15 protein-coding genes are annotated in these 22,231 nt (G+C 43.2%); 11 read left to right on the top strand and 4 right to left on the bottom strand.

The window, feature by feature from the left end; genetic code table 11:
• The first annotated feature begins 205 nt into the window (after positions 1 to 205).
• Positions 206 to 460 carry a hypothetical protein gene (locus RM049_RS31750; RefSeq protein ID WP_190728057.1) on the top strand — a complete coding sequence of 85 codons (255 nt, stop codon included), beginning with the start codon at positions 206 to 208 and terminating at the stop codon, positions 458 to 460.
• Positions 461 to 463: 3 nt separating this feature from the next.
• On the top strand, positions 464 to 1,723 hold the full coding sequence (locus RM049_RS31745; protein ID WP_322674385.1) for a murein transglycosylase A: 1,260 nt from the start codon (positions 464 to 466) through the stop codon (positions 1,721 to 1,723).
• A 78-nt stretch (positions 1,724 to 1,801) separates the two neighbouring features.
• Here the strand turns inward: RM049_RS31745 and RM049_RS31740 are convergent, their stop codons facing one another.
• Positions 1,802 to 2,671 carry a DUF5895 domain-containing protein gene (locus RM049_RS31740; RefSeq protein ID WP_322674367.1) on the bottom strand — a complete coding sequence of 290 codons (870 nt, stop codon included), beginning with the start codon at positions 2,669 to 2,671 and terminating at the stop codon, positions 1,802 to 1,804.
• Positions 2,672 to 3,059: 388 nt separating this feature from the next.
• A complete protein-coding gene (locus RM049_RS31735) occupies positions 3,060 to 3,752 on the bottom strand; it encodes a haloacid dehalogenase type II (protein ID WP_322707009.1) in 693 nt (230 codons plus the stop codon).
• A 447-nt stretch (positions 3,753 to 4,199) separates the two neighbouring features.
• Here RM049_RS31735 and RM049_RS31730 point away from each other — a divergent pair, with 447 nt between their 5' ends.
• The 4 genes from RM049_RS31730 to RM049_RS31715 are packed head-to-tail and all read left to right on the top strand — an operon-like array spanning position 4,200 to position 8,923.
• Positions 4,200 to 5,957 carry a ScyA-related TPP-binding enzyme gene (locus tag RM049_RS31730; RefSeq protein WP_322689981.1) on the top strand — a complete coding sequence of 586 codons (1,758 nt, stop codon included), beginning with the start codon at positions 4,200 to 4,202 and terminating at the stop codon, positions 5,955 to 5,957.
• 12 nt (positions 5,958 to 5,969) lie between these two features.
• Positions 5,970 to 7,112, top strand: coding sequence for a 3-oxoacyl-ACP synthase III family protein (locus RM049_RS31725; protein ID WP_322707008.1), 1,143 nt, complete (start codon positions 5,970 to 5,972; stop codon positions 7,110 to 7,112).
• A 40-nt stretch (positions 7,113 to 7,152) separates the two neighbouring features.
• Complete coding sequence (locus RM049_RS31720; protein WP_322707007.1) at positions 7,153 to 8,121, top strand: SGNH/GDSL hydrolase family protein; 969 nt, start codon at positions 7,153 to 7,155, stop codon at positions 8,119 to 8,121.
• 46 nt (positions 8,122 to 8,167) lie between these two features.
• Positions 8,168 to 8,923 (top strand): SDR family oxidoreductase, encoded by a 756-nt coding sequence (locus RM049_RS31715; RefSeq protein WP_322689983.1) that lies wholly within the window; start codon positions 8,168 to 8,170, stop codon positions 8,921 to 8,923.
• Between the two features lie 162 nt (positions 8,924 to 9,085).
• Here RM049_RS31715 and RM049_RS31710 read toward each other — a convergent pair whose 3' ends face one another.
• Positions 9,086 to 12,685 (bottom strand): NB-ARC domain-containing protein, encoded by a 3,600-nt coding sequence (locus RM049_RS31710; protein WP_322707006.1) that lies wholly within the window; start codon positions 12,683 to 12,685, stop codon positions 9,086 to 9,088.
• Positions 12,686 to 13,123: 438 nt separating this feature from the next.
• Between RM049_RS31710 and RM049_RS31705 the strand changes: the two genes are divergently transcribed.
• A complete protein-coding gene (locus RM049_RS31705) occupies positions 13,124 to 13,303 on the top strand; it encodes a CopG family transcriptional regulator (RefSeq protein WP_094348394.1) in 180 nt (59 codons plus the stop codon).
• A 490-nt stretch (positions 13,304 to 13,793) separates the two neighbouring features.
• Here RM049_RS31705 and RM049_RS31700 read toward each other — a convergent pair whose 3' ends face one another.
• On the bottom strand, positions 13,794 to 13,940 hold the full coding sequence (locus RM049_RS31700; RefSeq protein ID WP_094348756.1) for a ribbon-helix-helix protein, CopG family: 147 nt from the start codon (positions 13,938 to 13,940) through the stop codon (positions 13,794 to 13,796).
• A 1,024-nt stretch (positions 13,941 to 14,964) separates the two neighbouring features.
• Here RM049_RS31700 and RM049_RS31695 point away from each other — a divergent pair.
• The 4 genes from RM049_RS31695 (at position 14,965) to RM049_RS31680 (ending at position 22,152) form a co-directional block, all read left to right on the top strand.
• A complete protein-coding gene (locus tag RM049_RS31695; RefSeq protein WP_322674359.1) occupies positions 14,965 to 15,465 on the top strand; it encodes a fatty acid hydroxylase in 501 nt (166 codons plus the stop codon).
• A gap of 385 nt (positions 15,466 to 15,850) precedes the next feature.
• Positions 15,851 to 16,045: a hypothetical protein gene (locus tag RM049_RS31690; protein WP_322707005.1), complete on the top strand. Its 195-nt coding sequence runs from the start codon at positions 15,851 to 15,853 to the stop codon at positions 16,043 to 16,045.
• The gene (locus RM049_RS31685; RefSeq protein ID WP_322707004.1) at positions 16,032 to 18,011 is read left to right on the top strand and encodes an ATP-binding protein; all 1,980 of its coding nucleotides are present in this window, start codon (positions 16,032 to 16,034) and stop codon (positions 18,009 to 18,011) included. The genes RM049_RS31690 and RM049_RS31685 overlap by 14 nt, the downstream gene beginning before the upstream one ends.
• 13 nt (positions 18,012 to 18,024) lie before the next feature.
• Positions 18,025 to 22,152 (top strand): PAS domain S-box protein, encoded by a 4,128-nt coding sequence (locus RM049_RS31680; RefSeq protein ID WP_322707003.1) that lies wholly within the window; start codon positions 18,025 to 18,027, stop codon positions 22,150 to 22,152.
• Positions 22,153 to 22,231: the final 79 nt, after the last annotated feature.

The following is a 22,231-nucleotide window of genomic DNA, read 5'->3' as shown; positions in this document are numbered from 1 at the left end:
AATAATTCCCCCTTGTCCCCTTGTCCCCTTGTCCCCTTGTCTCCCCTGCTCCCCTACTCCCCTACTCCCCTGCTCCCCTGCTCCCCTGCTCCCCTGCCCCCTGCTCCCCTGCCCCCCTGCTCCCAACCTCCCGTATGCTTACCCTTTTCATTCGGGGGTTACGTGGTTAACAATGGGTTGAATGTTTTTTAAATGATTCAACTTTATGGCTAGAACCGCAAATGAATATGCCGTATACCTCCTACTGGAAAGCGGCCACCGAGAAGAAGTACGTTTTCCTACTATTCAAGAGTTTCAGAAATGGTATAGCGGCGAACTTGTGCCAAAATCTGCTTCTAATGACTTTATTAGCGTACCGATCAAAAATATTCAAGGGGAATATATGGTAGTACGCCCTTCTCGGATTGTGGCAATCCGGGTAGAACCTATTTTTAGTTCTAGTGTTGAAAGATTCAACTAAATGATGAGAAAAACCCTTGCTTTGCTTTCCTTGAGTCTAGGAATTGCCCTCGTAAACCCGCTCTGGTCGGCTGTTGCTCAGGTTCCTAACTTACTGCCTTTGCCACTACCGACGACTCCCGATCTTCCACCTATACCAATACCAATCGCTCCTGAGATCGCGCCGCCGCTAAAACCAATCACTATCGGAAGCGATTGTACACTCCGGCCGACTTGCTTGGGTTGGGATGAGCAAATTTGGGGTCAAAGAGGTAAAATAGGCGATCGCAAAGCGTTATTAGCTTCCATTGATAACAGTTTGCTTTACCTAACAAAGGGTGATGCGATCGCAGCATATCAAAACTATCCGATCAAGGAAATCACTCTCGATCGCGTCCGCCGGAGTTTGCTGCGTTTCCGCCAACTGGTTGTCAGTTCTAAGTCAGCAGCACAATTACAAGCTGCTGTCAGTCGTGAGTTTGTTTTCTACCAGTCCGTGGGCAATGATGGCAAGGGTACTGTTAAGTTCACTGCTTACTACGAACCTGTTTACACCGCTAGCCGTGTCAGAACTGCAATCTATAAGTATCCTCTTTATCGGCTACCACCTGATTTCAGCCAATGGCCGAAACCTCACCCAAAACGAATTGATTTGGAAGGGAAGGATGGTTTAAAAGGGAATAAGAGCAAATTACGCGGTTTAGAATTGCTTTGGTTTCGCGATCGCCTAGATGCATACATGGTACATATCCAAGGTTCTGCCCAAATTAAATTAACTAATGGCAAGACAACATCAATTGGCTATGCCGGCGGCACTGATTACCCTTGGACTAGTATCGGCAAAGAATTAGCCAAAGATGGCAAACTTCCCCTGGAAGGATTAACAATGCCACGTTTGATTGCTTATTTCCGACAAAAGCCCCAAGAATTGAACAATTATCTACCGCGCTGGGAACGATTTATTTTCTTCCAAGAAACAAGCGGTAGAGGTGCTACTGGTAGTATTCATGTGCCAGTGACAGCAGAACGTTCTATTGCTACAGATAAGTCTCTCATGCCACCGGGAGCGTTAGCCCTGATTTACAACTCATTTCCCTATCCTGCCAGTGGTGGCAAACTCCAGAGGCGTACTGTCAGCCGCTTTGTGCTTGACCAGGATACAGGAAGCGCCATCAAAGGGCCGGGCCGGGTGGATTATTTCATGGGGTCTGGTAAACTAGCGGGCGATCGCGCTGGTGTCACAGGCGGTAATGGTTCATTATATTATTTGCTGCTCAAAGAATAAAGTTAGAAGTTAGAAGTTAGAAGTTAGGAGTTAGGAGTTATTAATTCAAAACTCATCACTCCTAACTCCTCACTCTCCTTAATACGGCGGATAAGCAAAATCATCTTCATCAGCATAAACGTAAGAGTTGGAAACTCCTGCCATTGCCAATTTAGGGGTTTCTGATTTTACAGGTTCCTTGCCAAAATCTTTGTATTCTTCAAAAGTCTTACAAATCATTGCAGACTCCAGAGCATCGGAAGCAATTAAATATTGCGTTAAAGTCCCTACAGTGGGATGTTTATAGTCCACAGTTGAAGCTACCAAAACTGTATTTGGTTCAATTCCTCTTTCTTCACACTCAACGATCGGACAAAAAATCCCGTGAGCGTGGAACAAAGGCCCTTTTGGTGTCAAAGGTTGCTTGCGGTAGATAGCATAAGCTTTTTCTAGTTCAGCCACGAATCCACCTACTACTCTGCCTTGTTGATATTCGCAGTAGGTTTTGCTGAAACTCGCTCCGGCTGCACCATTGAGAGTTAGTTGTAGTGGTGATTCATGTAAAAACTTTTTATTCTCACCCACTAGAAAAATTAGATAGCGAGTAAAGGTTTTAAATTTAAGTTTGTCGGCTAAAAAAGCATCATAATTATCTTTGAGCGTACCCAGTTTTAGTCCACTTTCCCGGTCTTTAACAGACAATGGCCCCCGGCGCACTATGACCAAGCGTGGAGTAGCGCTAATAAAGACTGTTTCTACTCCAGAGCTAAATTCATGCTCAACTTGCTGCCAATTATCATCTGGTACAAAGCCGACAGCATTGGCATTATCCAGCTTAATCGCCAAACCGTGAGATTGTATACCATCTGTGCCATACCGAGGATTAATCATCTGACACCAGGGAAGGACTTGCGAAGGCGGTGCATTGAATTTTTCGTCTTCAAAGTCAAAATTAGCAGATGCTTTCATCGTTTTAGGCTATCAAAGTGTTTTATTGAACAAGGCGATCGGCAGGGCGCACAGGAAAAAAAAGCCAGTTATATGCTGTGGTTCCCAAAGTTTAAGAACATTAAACTGACGTAGTATTTTTTCTAGAGTAAGACAGAATCAATCTATGTTGCAATCCCTGTTTAGTTTTTTATAGCAAGGGACTGGGGATGATGGGGCCCCCTCTGGGGATAAGGGGTAATGGGGACTGGGGACTGGGTGAAAAGCCTTTTTGTGTCTAAGTTTTATCGTCTGTTGATGTCCTAACCACCAAAGCTTGTGCTATAACAACAAATTCGTTCTTTGGCATCTGTCTATCTAAATGCGATCTACTTTTTGTTCCTCTCGTGGTTAAATTCAAATCAGCAAATTACTGTAAACTTAAAGCCGCGAGAGTCTTAAAATCAGGCACTTCTAAATCAGGTTGGGTGACTGCTGGTAAAGTCGCACTAACCCCTTGTTCTGCTCGACGATTTACCCAGACTGTTGATAATCCTAGAGATTTGGCTGTGACGATATCATGATATACACTAGCAGCAACGTGTAATATCTGCTCTAGCGGCAAATCAATTCTCTCAATCGCCAGTCTGAAGTTGTTGAAGGCAGGTTTGTAGCTTTTTGCCTGTTCTGCTGTGATTACCTCGTCAAATTCCACCTCCAAGTGCTTTGCCGAGAAAGCAAAGAGATCGTCATCTACATTTGAGATAATTACCAGCTTAAACTTTTGCTTTAAAGTTCTAAGTGCCTCAACTGTATCGGGGAAAGGCAGCCAATGCTGAATCGAATCGGCAAGTGAATTTAGTTCGTCAGCAGTTGGCTCAAAGCCAAATCGTTCACCAAATTTCTGAACTACTCTTTGCAAAACTTCTCGATATTTGATATATTCTCCAATTTCGAGTTCTGCTTCAAATTCAGCAAAAATATCAAGAATTTGCTCGTCATCCAAATTAGTGTTATGTGCCAGCAGAAATGGTTTTAGCACCCCTAAGATGCCATTTTCCCAATCAATTAGGGTTCCGTAACAATCGAAAGTTAAAGCCTTATACTGATTTAATTCAATCACTTTTTTATACTCCAAAGCTTGATTGATAGCGTTCAGTTTTCACAAACCAAAAGACGGGTGAAGTCATCCGTGTTGGCACAGCCCGCACTTCGATTCCTTCTCTACGAGAGGCTGCGCCCGAAGCGTAGCTATGCCGCAGGCTTTACGCCTTTGCTCGGGGCAAGCCGCTCAGTGACCACCACAAACATCGCCACATCCACTGTTCTTGAAGTCTCTGAACATTTTTTCTATATCAGGGCAACGCGGAACTTATAGGTTGCTCAAAGATTGACAAAGTGAACCGCCAAGATCGTTTTACAGTTATACCTGCGTTAAAAGCAGTACTCACCGAAGTTGTATGGGCGTTATCCAAACAAATTTATATTACATTGATAATACAAGATTACTAAGTTTAGGTGTGGGATAATAGTTATTCCAAAAAGGAAATTATTCCTAAGTATAATTTGTATGGATGTGAAATTTCAGGATACACAAGCAAATACCACTAAACAATTAAACTCAAGTAAACAGCCATCTAATAGCAAGCCATCCGAAACTTTTTCGGTAGCGGAGGCAGTGGTAAAAATCCTGGAAGATATGGGGGTGCAGTATGCCTTTGGTGTTTCGGGAGGTGCGATCGCGCCAGTGTGGGCTGCACTACATCAAAGTTCTATCCAGGTGTTGCACTTTCGCCATGAAGCTGGAGCCGCTTTTGCAGCCATTGAGGCGTATTTTGCTAGCGATCGCCCAGTTGTGGTATTCACTACAACTGGTCCAGGGATTACCAATGCATTAACTGGCTTGTTTGCTGCACGTTGGGAAGGTGCTAAAGTTATTCTTCTGTCGCCTTCCACATCGGCATCGCAGCGTGGAAGGTGGGCATTCCAAGAAACCAGCACTTACACCATGCCTAGTGAGGGACTGTTCACATCAGAACCACTGTTTCATTATGCGACGACTCTCGAATGCAGCGATGAACTGTCAAAAGTTCATCGACGGTTGGCACTTGGTATAGCCCGACCAGATGGTTTTGTCGCACACTTAAATATCTCGACTAATATCCAAACTAGTTCAGTTAAGACATCATTGCCACAAGTGGCTTTCTCTTTTGCTCCCGCAGCCGTAAATGAGGAAACTATTGCAGAATGTACGCGGTTGCTTTCAGAAGGACCATTTGCCATTTGGGTCGGCTTTGGTGCGCGGGGTGCAGCAGCAGAAATTCGTCAGCTTGCAGAAGCAACGGGAGCGGCGGTAATGTGTTCGCCTCGGGGCAAAGGCATTTTTCCCGAAAACCATCCTCAATTTGTTGGTGTTACAGGTTTTGCCGGAGATACGTCAGTTTTAACGTATATGCAAGAACAACGACCTTTACGAGTGTTGGTGCTAGGAACGCGCCTCAGTGAATGGACTTCGTTCTGGAATTTTGCAATGATTCCAAAACGAGGCTTCGTGCATATCGATATCGACCCAGAGGTTCCAGGAACTGCATATCCATCTGCCGAAACCTTTGCCATTCAGTCCGATGTGGGAATGTTTGTAAAGGCACTGCTAAAGAACTTTCCACAACACCCAAATCAGTTAACAGAAATGTTGCTGCCTTGTTCTAAGCCTGTAATACTTAATCCACGCGCAGAGGGCCCAGTGCGACCGGAAGTACTCATGGATGCAATTCAACGGCAAATAGTTGAAGGAAGCGATGCGGTTGTCATGGCTGAAGGAGGAAACTCGCTAGCTTGGGCAATTAACTTACTGCGATTTGCCAAACCAGGTCGTTTCCGAGTCAGTACCAGGTTTGCATCTATGGGTCATTTCGTCACAGGCGTCGTGGGTGCTTCACTGGCACGCAATGGTAAGACCGTCGCCATAGTTGGAGACGGTGCCATGCTAATGAACAATGAGATAAGCACGGCTGTAAGATACCAGATCGCTGCCGTTTGGATTGTACTAAACGATGGGCGCTATAGTATGTGCGACCAGGGGATGACTTTGCTAGGCTTCCAAGGTGTAGATGTAGAGATTCCGCAGGCGGATTTTGTCAAGATAGCTTGTGGAATGGGAGCTGACGGCATCCGCGTTGAAACAGAACCTGAAATCCAGGCAGCTTTGGAGAAAGCGATCGCCTCGACCTGTCCGTATGTTGTTGACGTAGTAATTGACCCAACCCGGCTTGCACCAATTAGGAGTCATGTTGACAATCTGATTGCACAAGGTGCTACGAATTACTAAGAGGAGATTTTCATGGTGCATCATTCAGTAGGTATTCGCGCGATCGCAGTTAGTTTTCCCAGCATCAGACGTACAAAAGATTATTACAGAGAGAAATACCCAGATATAGTTGCTCAAGTCGAGGAAAAAAGCTTGGGAAGGCTGTTTTCGCTTGCTGGCTCTACCCCCAGCAACGAGTTTGATTTGGAGATGTTGCCATATCTGTCAGATCCTTTTCGTGGTACTGTCGAACAGCGGGTACTTGCTCCAGGTGAATCATCGCTGATGCTAGAAGAGCGTGCAGCTCGTGATGCTCTCAAAGCAGCGAAGCTTAATCCTGAAGAAGTCGATCTCATGCTCGTAGCCTCGATTTGGCCCGAACAAATCGGATTTGGTAATGCCGCCTTCCTTGCCCAAAAACTGGGACTGCAAGGCGCTGCATGGAATCTTGATGGAGCGTGTGGTGTTACCCCGGTAGCATTGCAAACTGCTTGTGCTCTGGTACAAGCAGGTGAGTACCGCAATGTACTGGTAGTAATTTCCTGCACTTACTCTCGCTTTGTCGATGAGGAAGATACTGTTTCCTGGTTTCTCGGTGATGGTGCTGGAGCCTTCGTTGTCGGTTCAGTCAAACCTAACCAAGGAATACTCAGTACAAAAACTGTGAATACAAGTTGTTTATGTGACTTATTAACTTTAAATATTAGAGAAAACAAGCAAGGCAATCCACGAATTCGGATGCAGTTGAACAAGGACGCAAAAAATGCGCTCAGTGAAGAATCGACTCAGCTTTTACGTACCTGTTGCGAAGGTGCTATCTCGGCAGCCGATTTAACTCTCGATCGAATTGACTTTTTCCTTTTCAATACAGCCACAGCTTGGTTTTCAAGCTTCTGTGTACGTGTACTTGGTATTGACTCAGAGCGTACCCTTAATCTCTACCCTCTGTACGCTAATATTGGGCCGGTACTTACTGTAGCCAATCTTTATCACGCTGCACAGATGGGTAAAATTCGTGAAAATGATTTGGTTCTCATTTATGGCTTTGGTGCAGCAGGAGTCGCCTCTGCAAGTGTAATGCGTTGGGGTAACGTGGCGCTAGGTCTTGTTCCACATCAGGGCGAATCTGAATCAGCACTGAAAAGTTCTTTAGATCGTAGCTTCACTTTTTGTTAAAGTTATCTATCAAGATTTAAAGCATATCCAGTAGTCGATCGTGCAAAAACAAATTTTGGCGGCGGGCTTTTACCTGTTATTTTTGATATTTCCGCTCAAAGTCTCGGCAAAAGATTATGACGAGATTTATGTTTTTGGAGATAGCTTTTCCGATACGGGTAATGTATTTAATGCAACTAACAAAATCGTTCCCCCAAATCCACCTTACTTTAATGAACGTTTTTCCAATGGTTCGGTTTGGGTGGAATATCTCGCCTCCGATCTAGGGATAACTTTCAATCCGAAGACCAACTTTGCCTTTGGTGGCGCAACTACAGGATTGAAGAATATCGGAATCAGCACTCTACCAGGATTACAACAACAAATCAACAGCTTTACAACAGCAAATCCGTCTGCCGATCCAAACTCCCTTTACATTTTGTGGGCGGGTGTTAATGATTATTTAGATTACTTTTTCCAAGGCACTCCCAACCCTACCCAGAGTGTGACAAATTTATCAACGGCGGTAAAATCGCTTGCTGCTATCGGAGCTAGAGATATTATGGTGTTGAATCTGCCAGATTTAGGAAAGTTTCCAGTTACAAGTGGCAATAGTCAAATTTCTAGCTTACTTAGCACTTTTACCAGTAAACATAATTCCAGCTTGACTACAAACCTCAAACTTTTGAGTCAGGAACTAAACCCTAATGTCAACATTATTTCTCTTGATGTTAATTCTCTTTTTAATCGGATTATTGCAAAGCCGGAGGAATTCAATCTTACAAATGGAACTGACTCGTGCATCGGAGATTCACCAGTGGTATCTATTGAAATTACCACACAGCCAGTTATGTGTATCCCAGACAAGTTTTTGTTCTGGGATGAAGTCCATCCTACGACTGCCACTCATCAGCTAATCGGAAAATTAGCGTTTTCCGCCCTTGAGCCAGTGCCTGTCCCTGAACCTTCTGCTGTGTTAGGAGTTTTAGTTTTTAGTGTAGGTGCAGTATCGCTACAGAAACGCAAATAGTTCAGTTGGTGCAAAACAAAGCAATCAAAAGGGAAGGAACACACGTATGACAGGTCTATTAGATGGGAAAGTCGCGCTGGTTACAGGGGCCTCATCAGGTATTGGTCGGGCGAGTGCGATCGCATTTGCCAGTGCTGGAGCAAAAGTTGTGGTTGCTAGTCGTCGGCTCGTCGAAAGTGAGGAGACTGTGCGCCTGATAAAAGAGATCGGAGGTGAAGCTATTTTTGTTAAGACCGACGTTTCAAATGCTGCTGAAGTAGAGGCACTGGTCGATAAAACTGTAAAAACTTATGGTCGTCTAGACTGCGCTTGCAATAATGCTGGGATTGGAGGCAATCCCGGCTTAATCACTGATGATATCTCAGAAGAAGACTGGGATCGTCTGGTTAACGTAAATCTTAAAGGAACGTGGCTCTGCCTCAAGTACGAAATCAGGGCGATGCTCAAACAGAACAGCGGGGCGATCGTAAATGTGGCTTCTGTCGGTGCTGTCGTTGGTGTACCTGGTTATGCCATCTACTCAGCCACAAAGGGCGCAGTCATTACCCTAACTAGAACCGCAGCAATAGAATATGCTAAATCTGGTATCCGAGTCAATGTCGTGAGTCCAGGTGCTACGGAAACTGATATGCTAGCTAGTCTTCCCGTAGATTTAATTGCTCAACTTCCAACAGCGCATCCAATAGGGCGTATTGGCAAGCCTGAAGAGATTGCAAAAACGGTGGTTTGGTTGTGCTCAGATGCGACTTCCTTCATCACGGGTCATAATATGATGATTGATGGAGGATATACTGCACAGTAAGGCAGGGTAGATGAAGGTGAAGGTAGCAAGTTCGCAATTTTACTTGCTTCAGAAACATCTATCTTATCAACAAAAAGTGTATAATTTGAGTGCATCTCAAGAGATTGAATCAAGATATTGAATGAAGAACAAATGAACAATCACTGTAGTAGTACTAAAATACTATCTATCTTGATGCTCAACCGCTCCTAAAGCTTTTAGAGTGGTAATAGTCGCCAAAGTTACACCTGTAATAGCAGTAACGTTCATGGCTTCATAAGGTCTAGAGCTAAAAAGAATTTTCAGGCATTCACCTGTCAATATATCCCAAAGCTTAATTGTTCCATCTTCACTACTACTAGCTAAAGTATTACCTTTAGGATTAAAAGCAACTGACCAGGTTAACTTAGTGTGTGCTGATAAAGTTTTCTCGCAGTTGCTTGTGCTGACATCCCACAGCTTCACAGTTTGGTCACCGCTACCACTTGCTAATGTACAACCATCCATACTAAAAGCAGCGGAATATACGCAATTAGTATGCCCATACAAAGTTTTAAGACACAATCCGGTGCTAACATTCCATAGTTTTACTGTTTGGTCACCGCTGCTACTTACCAATGTTGTACCATCAGGACTAAAAGCAACTGACCAGATCCAGTCAGTATGACCTTGCAGAATCCGCAAACATTGCCCAGTAATAACATCCCACAGCCTTACTGTTTGATCGTGACAACCGCAGACTAATGTATGACTGTCTGGGCTGAAAGCAACTGACCATACCCGATGAGTTTGTCCCTCCAGAATCCGCAAACATTGCCCAGTGCTAACATCCCACAGTCTTATTGTTTGGTCTTCACTACCACTGGCCAGCATCGTGCCATTAGGACTAAAAGCGACTGATAATATTCTATTACTATGTCCGTGCAAAGTTTTAAGACATTTACTGGTGTTAATATCCCATAGTTTCACCGTTAGATCCTCACTACCACTAGCAAGGATGCTACCGTCTGGGTTAAGAGAAACTGATGTAACTCGATTACTATGCCCCCGCAATGTTTTAAGGCATTGACCAGTGCTGGCATCCCATAACCTCACCGTTTGGTCACTACTACCACTAGCCAGCATGGTGCCTTGGGGATTGAAGGTAACTGACCATATGCCATTACAGTAACCTTGAAAGGTCTTGAGGCATCCACCTGTACTCAAATCCCACAGCTTAACCGTTTGGTCATCACTACCACTCGCTAGCGTTGTACCATTAGGATTAAAGGCAACTGACCACACCTTGCTACCATGTCCTTTCAAAGTCTTGATGCATCCACCTGTACTCACATCCCATAGCTTAACTGTTTGGTCATCACTCCCACTTGCCAACTTACGACCATCTAAACTAAAAGCAACTGAATTTATTAAGTCAGTATGACCTTGCAGAATTTGAAGACATTGACCACTGCTGATATTCCACACCCTTAATGTTTGGTCATGACAACCACTAGCTAGCGAACCATCCAAGCTAAAGGCAACAGACTGCACCCTATGGGTGTGTCCCAGCAAGGTTTTGATACATTGACCAACGCTGATATCCCATAGTTTCACCGTGTGATCGTCATTTCCACTTGCAAGTATTGTACTATCAGGACTAAATGCGACTGCCCACACCCGACTGGATACCTGTAGAATCTTAATGCATTGACCGCTGCCGACATCCCACAACCTCACCGTTGTGTCTTCACTGCCACTTGCCAGCATTTTACCATCCGAACTGAAGGAAACAGACCATATTCCACCGCTATGACCTTCTAAGGTTGCGAGGCATTGCCCACTGCTAGTATCCCACAGCTTCACTGTTTGATCGTCACTGCCACTAGCGAGAACACAACCATCGGGACTAAAGGTAACTGGCCAAATCCAACCCTTGTGCCCCTTGCAGGTAAGCAGTTGTTTTCCATCCACAACCTGATACAGGCGAATCTCATTATTAGTATCTCCTGTCGCTAAAAATTTTCCATCAGGGCTGAATGCCACTGAGTGAATCCCCCCTATGGTTTCAGCAAAAACACATTTACTTAGATTGGCATGAGCAAAATTTACATTGTGTAAATTTACGTTGCGTAGGTCTGCTTGCCAAACAGTCAGATAAGAAAAATCATAGCCACTTAGATCCGTCTCTAAATAACAAAGCAGATTGAGAATATTGCCAGCCGTATACCCTGGTTCTAGCGGAGATTCTTCTCGCAGTGTTGCAAGAATTTGAGTTAACTGACTTTCAATATTTTTTTTGCTTCTTAAGTCGTAAAGCAACCCATCTATGACTGGTTTAAGGATAAGGCGAACCTGAATATCTTTAACATAGTCTTTACCAGTCGCCTTTATCAAAGCATGACGCCTAAACAAATCAATATTCTGAGTAACAATTTCTTCACAGACTTCTTCTATCAATCTACTAGTCATATACTCCATGACTACAGGCTGAAGTGTAAATAGTGCTTTACTTTTTTCAATCAACGTAGGCGTTGGCATTAGCGTACCCCTACGGGGAAGCAAGCTACGCGCAGGGTCTCGTAGAGAAGCCTTCTCAATTAGCGATCGCCTTCCTAAAGATTCTACAGCCTCTAGTAATTTTGCTGGTGCTACTGGTGATATAATATCATTTCGCAATTCTGGAAGTGCCATTGGCTCACGATTAATCGCTAGCCAATACATTATTTCCTTTTCTAAATCTGACAAGCGCTCAAACTGCTGCTCTAAGATATCGCGAATGTCTCCAAAAACAGCCGTGTCTTGTTGCAAAAAGTCACTCATATTACCATCAAAGATATCTTGAATGGTTGTGGCAACTATCTTTAAAGCTAATGGATTGCCTGCGTAACGTTCAATCATTAATTTCCATTCATCCTCTGCCGCCGATAGTCCCTTGAGTTTTAAAATTTCCTGCCCTTCCGCCACCTTCAATCCACTCAGTGGCAATGAACGAACAGGTAGTGCTTGTCCTTCCAACAATGCTATTTCTCTGGGTTTTTCACGACTAGTCAGCACTAAGCAGCTTTGGTGATTTGCTTCTCCCACCCGTCTTAAAAGCTCACCATATTCCTCATATCCTTCTCGATAAAGTCCGGCGCGGCTACCACTGCGGAGAATTGATTCTGCATTATCAAGGAATACTAAACAGCGATAATTTTGTAAATAATAGAGTAGTCGCGATACCCGATCGCTAAAACTTTCTGGTAAGTTACTTTCTGTTTCCTGTTCGTCAGATAAAAATTGAATTAAGTTACCTAGAATAATTTTAACAGGTGGCGCTTCTCGTAGCGATCGCCAAATCACATACTCAAAGTTGTCCTGAATTTTTTGAGCAAACTTTACAGACAGTGCTGTTTTTCCAATACCTCCTATTCCCAAGAGTGCAACCAATTGGCAGTTCTCATTAAGAATCCATTGCTCTAATGTAATAAGTTCTTCTACACGCCCATAAAAAGCGGAGTTAAAGATAGCCTCTCCCCAATCTAGACGAGTATTTGAGCTTGAATAGTCACTTTTATCTATTTTTAAGTTAAAAACGGAAAAAAGCTTCTCAATAGTCTGTTTGTCAACTCCTCCCTCCCGATTCAATACTTTCGAGATAGTAGCGGAATATAAACCAGAACGTACACTCATTTCTTCAAGAGTATACCGATTTCCAAAATTTTCTTTTGCTTCTAACTGATGCTTTGCTTCTTTAATTTTTTGTAAACCCTTGGTAGTAAGTACAACGCCACGCTTACGTCTCCAATTCTGTAAAGTCATGTATTAACTCACTGTTCGTTTAATCACTTTTTATTAAAAGGAATTATCTACTAGGTTGTTATAGATATAGGGTAATAGCCATAACAAACGAATAATCTTATGTTGCAGAAGATTTAAAATAGGCATATACCAAAAATACTTGGCAATAAAAACTACCTTGAATATCCATTTATCTCAGTAATTCAACGCTGCTTGCTCAACAGACTATCTGGACTGTAGGACATTGCTAACATCATCTTTTTAGCCGAAAGCTTCTTACATTTGGTGATGGTAGATTTATTACGTATGGTATTAGTAATTTAATACCTAGTATTCTCAGTAATATTTTTGGGAGTAAAGCTTAAGTTCAATCTCAAAATCCCGATTTTCACTGGTAAATACAGCTAAAAATTGGCAATCTTGATAAGGAAAGTTTCTATATATCTAGCTTATCAATCAATGAATAAAACTGCTGCACTTAAATTTCCCCGTTTGACCACCTCCAGTCAAAAAAGAGCGCTTAAGCGAATCACTATCAATTTGACATCCGATGAAGCTCAAAACCTTGAAAAGTATTGTGAACAGACAGGCAAACTAGCAATAGACGTGATTCGAGAACTCATTCAAGCTTTGCCTTGAGCTGCCCAACGTTGACGCCAAGTCTGAAAAGCGGTATTCCAGAAGAGTTATAGCTAAAGTAGAAGTGCAGATTTGGACAAAGGTTTCCAATTTTACTCTGATGTGAGTAATTGCAGGAGCAGTAATCATATATTAGATCCTCACGGCTGTATATTTGCTACCTCAATGCTATTGTTTGTGGCGAAAATTTTAAACAATATGGGTTAGAGATTATTTTCTGACGAAGATGACGACACAATATAGTCACCGAACCAAAAAAAATATTCTCTCACTCCTCATTGTGCAACTCAATAATAGCGCTCGTGTTATCTTCTTTTTGGCACGCTGCGCTCGCAGTAATGAGCGCAGCGTGCCAGAAATTAAATTTTTACGTTCTTCTCAATCATCACAAAAAATTACTACCTCTTACTTTAAGACCTCCAATTCAACCAAAATTTTAATAGTTATATCTTGAAAATCAACCAGGGTGAAATAGTTCGCAAATCTACTTTTATTTTGTCAGTGGCAAGGCTCGAATAAGTTCTCTGATGACATCTGTTGCTGGTCTGCCTGTCTGTTCACAATATTTTTCAAGGTTTTTGGCTTCATTTGAGGCCAGGTTTATAGTGATTCGTTTGACCGCCCATTTTTTGTTCATACTGAAATAGATAAATCGTGTAATCATAACTTCAAATCCTGATTTTACCTTCCAACTGGAAAGTAACCTAAATTTTGGATATATTGAGGCACCCTTTTAATCGGACACATTGTAAATAAATATTGCAGGTGTGCTTTACTGATTTACTAACTTGTCTATAAATGATAAAGGAAGAATCAATCTTTGGTACTCTATCATTTAATTTTTTATATCTCTTAGCTTAGGCTGTAGTCTAATGCATACCCCGTTCGCTGTGCGTAGCAAGCTATACGCAGCAGTAACTACAAAACAAGGGTGACATATAAAGTTGCCAGTGTCTACAACTTGAGCGAACGAATGGTCTAGAGTAAGGAAATCCAAACGCACTTGGCAAATAAAGATAAATTATCAAATTTTCCCTATCTTTTTAATGTTTGTTTATCATTGAAAATGTAAATTCAAAGCGATATTATTACTCGATTTATAGAAAATATCTATGGCATATAATTAATTCTAGATGCTGCAAATTTTACATATATTCAGTTAATTTATAAACCTACTTGATTCACTTCAAAAACTCAATTGATATTGGCATAATATCTATTTATATCGTTCTAAATTGAGTCATTGTTCAAGCTTAATTGCAATAAATTTAGAATTAACAATATTGCAGAAATCCTTAACCTAAATTTTTACCAAGCTTAACTCAACCTTTGCTTACGCTGTATGCCTTAGTAAGAAGATTGTGTAGTAACTATGGTAAAGTACTGTATTTACATCGGGTTTTAGAGGTATTAATACCATTAACCCAGAGCTAGAAGTCAAATTGGAGGTTCTTACAAGTTGCTGTTGACTGCATTAAGGATCGGAGATTCATGAAACTGCAACTGATCCAATTACATATACTCTGAGCCAAATTAACTGGAGGGTAGACTCATAAGACACACAGGTGCTACTTGCATAGCGCAAAACAGGTGTCTACGCCTACAGCATGACATTTGCATATTTTCTGTGGAGTTTTCTTAATTATTCTTGAGGAGTACAAATGCTTGAGGCTATCGCTGTTGCTTGGTTGTTACTGTTTGTTGGCGATTTTCTATCTACATTCTTTTACCACGTACCCGAGCACGTTTTTGGTAGCCTTCATTTAAAAACGCACCACTCCTGGAAAAAAGACTTCCGCCACTACGCTATTTTGACTTTTAATCCCCAGGTTCTTTTAGATGGTATCTTGGGAGCTTTGCCTTATGTACTTATAGCAGTAGTCCTGTGGTCTTTTTCTCCTATTGGCGTGATTTCTGGATTACTGCTTGGTCAATTACACGTATGGTGGAGACATATAAGTGTACTGGGTTGGCAAACTTCAAAGCCTGTAAATATTTTATGCCAAATTCTATTTATTACTACTCCTGAAAGACACTGGTTACATCATCACAAAACTAATTTGGGTTTCGGTGATATTTTTACTTTCTTTGAACAACCTGCACAAATGTGGTTACGCTGGCTACGGCTACTCAGACTTCGTTTTCGCTACTCTCGGATCTAACTAAAACTAGCACCTACCTAAATACTTTTTAAAATCACCAAAAGAAGCTGCGATCGCAGCTTCTTTTGGTACACTAAAGGCGATTATTCTACTCTCATAAATACGCTAACTTTTATACTCAAAAAAGCTGATTCCCAATTTATCAGGAGTAGTAACAAGAGACATGAGTTTACCATAGATAAAAATCTATGGTTTTATATAATTAATAAGTTTTTATTTATAGTTATTTTAGAACCTATCAAATATTAAGCGAGTTATAAGAACAGAAGAATGCCTCTGGTAAAGAGTTTAAAGGTATTTGCTACCGTTCGACTTCGCTGTTATATCGCTAAGGTTTTTGGGAAAACTAGCCTTAATTACTAAACTGTTATATCCCTAGATTTGTATGAAAATTCCTCTCTTCTTGGGAGATGGTAGCTCTAGCTTGCTTATGCAAAGGAGTATGGATAGCGACGTTGAAAGTGGCAGGAGGTTGCAATACACTGTATTTTTCTCGATGAGAAACTACGCCAACGAACCAACACTGATTGTGAGAAATTTGCAACCTGCTCTAGATGAGGTGTTTCATGCCCGCACTTAGCCTTAGAAAGATGTTCAACAAAAAAGAGTTGCCATCTCTTATTCATAACTTAGTCTATCAGTTCAACATCGCAATTGATGTTGAACTAGTAGACGGCACGAAACTAATTAGTATTGGAGAGCAAACAGTAGAAAACCGTTATCCAATCGAGGTTTCAGGAGAAATCATCGGTTGGGTTGTTGGAGAAGAACAGGCAACTATACTTGCAAATTTGCTCTCATTTCTGGCAAAGGAGGAAGCTGAGAAGAAAGTACTCGCCAAAGAATTGTTAGAGCGATATCAGGAAATTGATTTGTTTGACGATATCTCGACTCAACTGACAACAAGTTTAGATACGCGACAGATTGCCCAACTTGTGCTTCAAGAATTGAGTCAATTAATTGAATCATCTGCGGGGATGATTTTGCTTTTGAATCGAGATGCAACTGCGTTTGAAATCATTGCCGAATTTGGAGTGTTTTTTGACCACAGTCAGCCAGAACCTGGTAAGGGAATTATCGGCAGCATTGTGCAATCCAACCGGGCCGAACTCGTTAATGATGTGCAAGCCGATCCGCGATTAGAGGGGCAAAAAAACGTTAGTGCAATGATTTGTGTACCGTTACGAGCCAAAGAGCGGGTACTGGGAGCGATCGCCATCGGAACGGTCAAAACTGACTCATACAAGGCTGAACACCTGAAACTGGTGAGTATCTTTGCCTCTCAAACAGCGATCGCTATTGACAAAGCTGTGCTTTACGAGCAAAGCACTCAAGTAGCTCTCCAGGCAAAAGCCCAAACACAGAAGCTTCAGCAAGCTCTCCATGAGTTGCAATTAGCTCAAACTCAGTTAATCCAAAGCGAAAAAATGTCCAGTCTCGGACAACTTATTGCTGGAGTTGCCCACGAAATCAACAACCCAGTTAATTTTATTTGCGGCAATTTAAAGTATGTTGCCGAATACACTAAAGACTTGTTACACCTGTTGGAAAAGTATCAGAAATTTCTACCTGTTGCTCCTCCAGAACTGGAATCAGAGTTAGACAATATAGACCTGGAATTTATCATCCAGGATTTTCCCAAACTGCTAGATTCGATGAAACTGGGCACAGGTCGCATCGTCGAAATTGTCCAATCCCTGAAAAACTTCTCCCGCCATGATGAAGCTGAAATGAAAGCCGTGAACATCCACGATGGCATCGATGGAACCTTAATGATTCTTCACCATCGCCTGAAAGCAGATGTTCATCGTCCGGCAATTGAAATCGTTAAAGACTATGCAACACTTCCTCTGATTGAATGCTATCCCGGACAGTTGAATCAGGTATTTATGAACATCTTGGCAAATGCCATTGATGCTTTGGAAGAAAGCATGGAAAATTGGAGACTCAAAAATAATCCTCAATCTCCAGCTCCCAATCTCCAAATTACTATTCGTACCATACCCATTGACCACCAGTGGGTTGTAATTCGCATTGCCGACAACGGCCCAGGAATGAAGGAGGAGGTAATTCGCCGCATTTACGATCCCTTCTTCACCACGAAAGATATTGGTAAGGGAACTGGGTTAGGCATGGCAATCAGCTACCAAATTATTGTAGACAAACATGGGGGAATGCTTAAGTGTCGTTCTCAACCGAGTGAAGGCACAGAATTCTGGATTCAGATTCCAATAAATTGTGCATTGGCAGACGCTATTGAAGAACAAAATAGCACCTCTGCCTTGCCAACTCCCACAACGGAATCATCCCCTACTCCCGATACCGACGGCTTCATTCCATCAACAGCTCCAATCCTCAAACCGACGGATCTGCTGATCCGCCATACTCAACTGATCCAGCGGCTTTCACAGCACAGTCCAGATGTGGAAAGTGCATCACCCGATCAACTTTATCAGATGTTTCAACACCACCCAATTTCGTTAAAGCTTTACGCCACTTTGTTGTCTTGGTTCTGTTGTTCTAACCCTACCCAAATACGCCACTAAAGAAACCTCAATCATGTTTAACCAACTTGATGAATACAATAGTCAGCTATTTGAACAATGTCCTGTTGCGCTAGCACTATGCCGAAAAGATGGGACGTTAATTAGCATCAATTTTGCCTATGCTGCCATTTTGGGGCGTACTGTTCCAGAAACTCTGAATCTCACCTACTGGCAGATTACCCCAGAAAAATATGCTGCTACAGAGCAATCTTGCCTAGAAGATTTGGAACGAACTGGTTGCTATGGGCCTTATGAGAAGGAGTACATCCACAAAAACGGGCATCTGGTTCCGGTGAGGATTTCTGGGCAGATGATTGAGAAAGATGGAGAGCAACTGATCTGGTGTAGTGTAGAAAATATTAGCGACCTTCGACGCATTCAGCAGGAACGCCAAGATACCGAACAAACACTGAAACAGAGTGAAGCCCGATACCGTTCTTTGGTAACAGCTAATACACAAATTGTCTGGATAAGCACACCAGAGGGAATTTGCTTTGAACTGGCAAGCTGGATAGCCTATACAGGCCAAAGTCTAGCTGAAGCGGAAAATGGGGGCTGGATTGATGCCGTTCATCCCGACGATCGCGCCTATACCGGAGAAGTCTGGAGTGCTGCCGTGGCAAACCTGAGTATGTATCAAATTGAATACCGAATTCGTGGCAAGGATGGCAACTATCGCTACTTTTGGGTCTGGGGTGCGCCCGTTATAGAAGAAGATGGCAGCGTCCGGGAGTGGATTGGCACCTGCACCGATATTCACGATCGCAAACTAGCAGAAACCGAAAATCAGTATCTGGAAAAACGTTATCGCTCTCTGGTGACAGCTACTTCCCAAATGGTTTGGATTACCACTCCTGAAGGAATGCAAAAGGCAGATATGTCGAACTGGAGAGCCTATACAGGTCAGAGTGTAGCCGAAGCCGATGGTTGGGGCTGGATTGATGCCGTTCATCCAGATGACCGCCTCCACACTGCCGAAGTTTGGAGTGCCGCTGTGAACAATCGCAGCCTATATGAAGTTGAATATCGGGTTCGTGCCAAAGATGGCACTTATCGCTACTTTTGGGTCTGTGGTGTTCCTCTGTTAGAGGAAGACGGTAGCATCCGGGAGTGGGTAGGTACTTGTACTGATATTCACGATCGCAGGCTAGCAGAACAAACTTTGCAACAGAGCGAAGAACGGTTTCGCTCTTTGGTAACTGCCAGTTCGCAAATTGTCTGGGTGACTACCCCTGAAGGAAAGGCGGTGAGCAGTGAAATGTCTACTTGGTTAGCGTACACAGGTCAGAGTGCAGATGAAATCCAGGGTTTGGGCTGGCTCGATCCGATTTACCCCGATGACCGTAGCTGCACCGCCCTAGCCTGGAGTGCTGCTGTGGCAAATCAGAGTCTCTTTCAAACCGAATATCGGTTGCGTGGTAAGGATGGCACACACCGCTACTTCTTTGTCTGTGGCACCCCCATCCTAGAAGCTGATGGCAGCGTCCGAGAATGGATTGGCACCTGCACCGATATCCACGATCGCAAACAGGCAGAAGCCGAAAATCAGCGTCTTCAAGAACGATATCGCTCTTTAGTAACTGCTACTTCACAGATTGTCTGGGGAGCTACCCCAGAAGGACTGGGAATCAGCAAGGAAATGCTCACCTGGATTGAGTATACGGGGCAGAGCGAAGCTGAAGTTGAAGGTTGGGGCTGGCTCGATCCGATTCACCCAGATGACCGTACCAGTTCTACAAAAGTTTGGAATGCTGCTGTGGCAAACCGAGGTATCTACCAAACCGAATATCGGCTGTGTGGCAAGGATGGCACATACCGCTACTTCTCTGTCTGTGGTGCCCCCGTACTAGAAGAAGACGGCAGCATTCGGGAATGGATTGGCGCTTGCAGCGATATTCACGATCGCAAGCTAGCAGAAGCTGAAAATCAACGTTTATTGGATATGTTGAATCATTCCAGCGATGCCATCATTGTCCGCGATATGAGCGACAAAATCTCTTACTGGAATCAGGGTGCCGAAAGGCTCTACGGTTGGACGCGTGAGGAAGTGAAAGACCAATACATTCACGCATTTCTGAAATCAACCTTTCCAAAACTTTTAGAAGAAATTCGATCGGAGTTTTTCCGCCAGGGTACTTGGGAAGGAGAACTGGAACACATCACACGCGATGGCAAACCTATCACTGTTCAAAGCCGCTGGACTTTGCAACGAGATTTATCCGGTCAACCCTGCGCCATGCTAGAAATTAATACCGATATTTCTGTTCGCAAACAAGCAGAAATCGCTCTGCGGCAACTGAATCAAGAACTGGAAACCAGAGTTATAGAGCGGACGGCTGCCTTGCAAAATACCCTATCAGAAGCGCAGGGGTTAAATGCCATTTTAGATAATTTAGCAGATGGTTTGTTGGTGACAGATATCACCGGACAAATTACCCACTTCAATCCTGCCTTTCTAGCTATGTATGAATTGACAGCTAACGCCGTCAACGGTCACTACCGAGAATTACCCATATCTGGTTTACCAGAACTGGTTGCACGAACTCAATCCCATCCCGGTGAGGTGTTCTCTGCCGAAGTTGCACTGACCAAAGAACGCATTGGTCAGGCAGTAGCAACCGCCATTTTTAAAAAGACGGCAAATTCAGAACCCGCTGCCTGCTTCGGTTCGGCGCTGCTGATTCGGGATGTGACGGCAGAAAAGGAAATCGACCAGATGAAGACCGATTTCATCTCAACAGTTTCCCATGAGCTGCGAACGCCACTGACTTCTGTCCTTGGTTTTGCGTCCATCATTCAAGAAAAGTTGGAAACCGATGTGTTCCCAATGATTTCTACCGAAGACCGCAAGCTTCAAAAAACGATTAAGCGGGTGGCTGACAATCTCAACATTATTGTGTCGGAAGCAGAACGGCTCACGTCTTTGATTAACGATGTCCTAGACATTGCCAAGATGGAAGCAGGTAAGGTGGAATGGCAAATGCAGCCGATCGATCCCAGCGAATTACTGGATTGGGCAACCAATTCTACTGCCGGGTTGTTTGAAACCAACGGCTTACAATTGGTCAGCGAAATTGAACCTGGGCTGCCTCAGATAGTAGGCGATCGCAATCGTCTACTGCAAGTTTTAATCAATCTGATTTCTAATGCCGTTAAATTTACCGAATCTGGTTGTGTCACCTGCCGCGTTAAGCAAGGAGACGACGGTGTTTGCATTAGCGTCATCGACACAGGCATTGGGATTGCACCTGAAGACCAGCCGAAAGTGTTCGAGAAATTCCGCCAAGTTGGTGACACCCTCACCGACAAACCCAAAGGGACTGGGTTAGGACTGCCCATCTGTAAACAAATTGTCGATCATCACGGCGGTAGAATCTGGGTTGAGAGTGAACCAGGTAAAGGCAGCATATTCTCATTCATCATTCCCACCTACGCCTGCGATCGACAAACCACTGCTAATCTGAATTTGGATATGCTTGTCAAACAACTCAAAGAACACGTCATCACTAAAAGCGCTGTGTTGAACCAAAACCGTAAAACCATTTTGGTTGTAGATGATGACGCTAACATTCGAGAACTCCTGCGTCAACAATTGGAAAACGAAGGCTACAACGTTCGAGAAGGAAAAGACGGCATGGATGCAATTCATCAAATCAAAATATCCCGTCCCGATTTAATTCTTTTGGATGTGATGATGCCCCAAATCAACGGCTTCGATGTGGCAGCTGTTCTCAAAAACGATCCTCAGACCGCAGACATTCCGATCATTATTCTGTCGATTATTGAAAACAAAGAACGGGGCTACCATATTGGCATCGATCGCTATCTCACCAAGCCCATTGATACAGGAAAACTTCTCAACGAAATTGGCTCACTGCTTTATCAAGGCACTTCTAGTAAAAAGGTATTGGTTGTAGATAAAAATGCATCAGCCTTAAAAACTTTATCCGATGTATTACAAGCTCAGGGATACAGCGTAATTGAAGCCTCTAATCCGCAAGAATGCATCAATAAAGCCCTGTCAGCCAAACCTGACATGATCATCATCGATTCTATCTTCTCTCAAGAAGCCGATTTGGTGAAAACCCTACGCTTTGAGAAGGAGTTAGAAAATGTATTTTTTATTATGCTGTCAGAATAGTAATCACTATAACTAGAGAATGGGAAAGAAGCAAGGGAGCAGGGAGCAAGGGAGAAGAGTTTTCCCCTCTGCCTCTTTT

The organism is Nostoc sp. DedQUE04 (assembly GCF_034530995.1).
Lineage (GTDB): Bacteria > Cyanobacteriota > Cyanobacteriia > Cyanobacteriales > Nostocaceae > Nostoc.
This window is presented reverse-complemented; position numbering and strand designations above follow the sequence as displayed.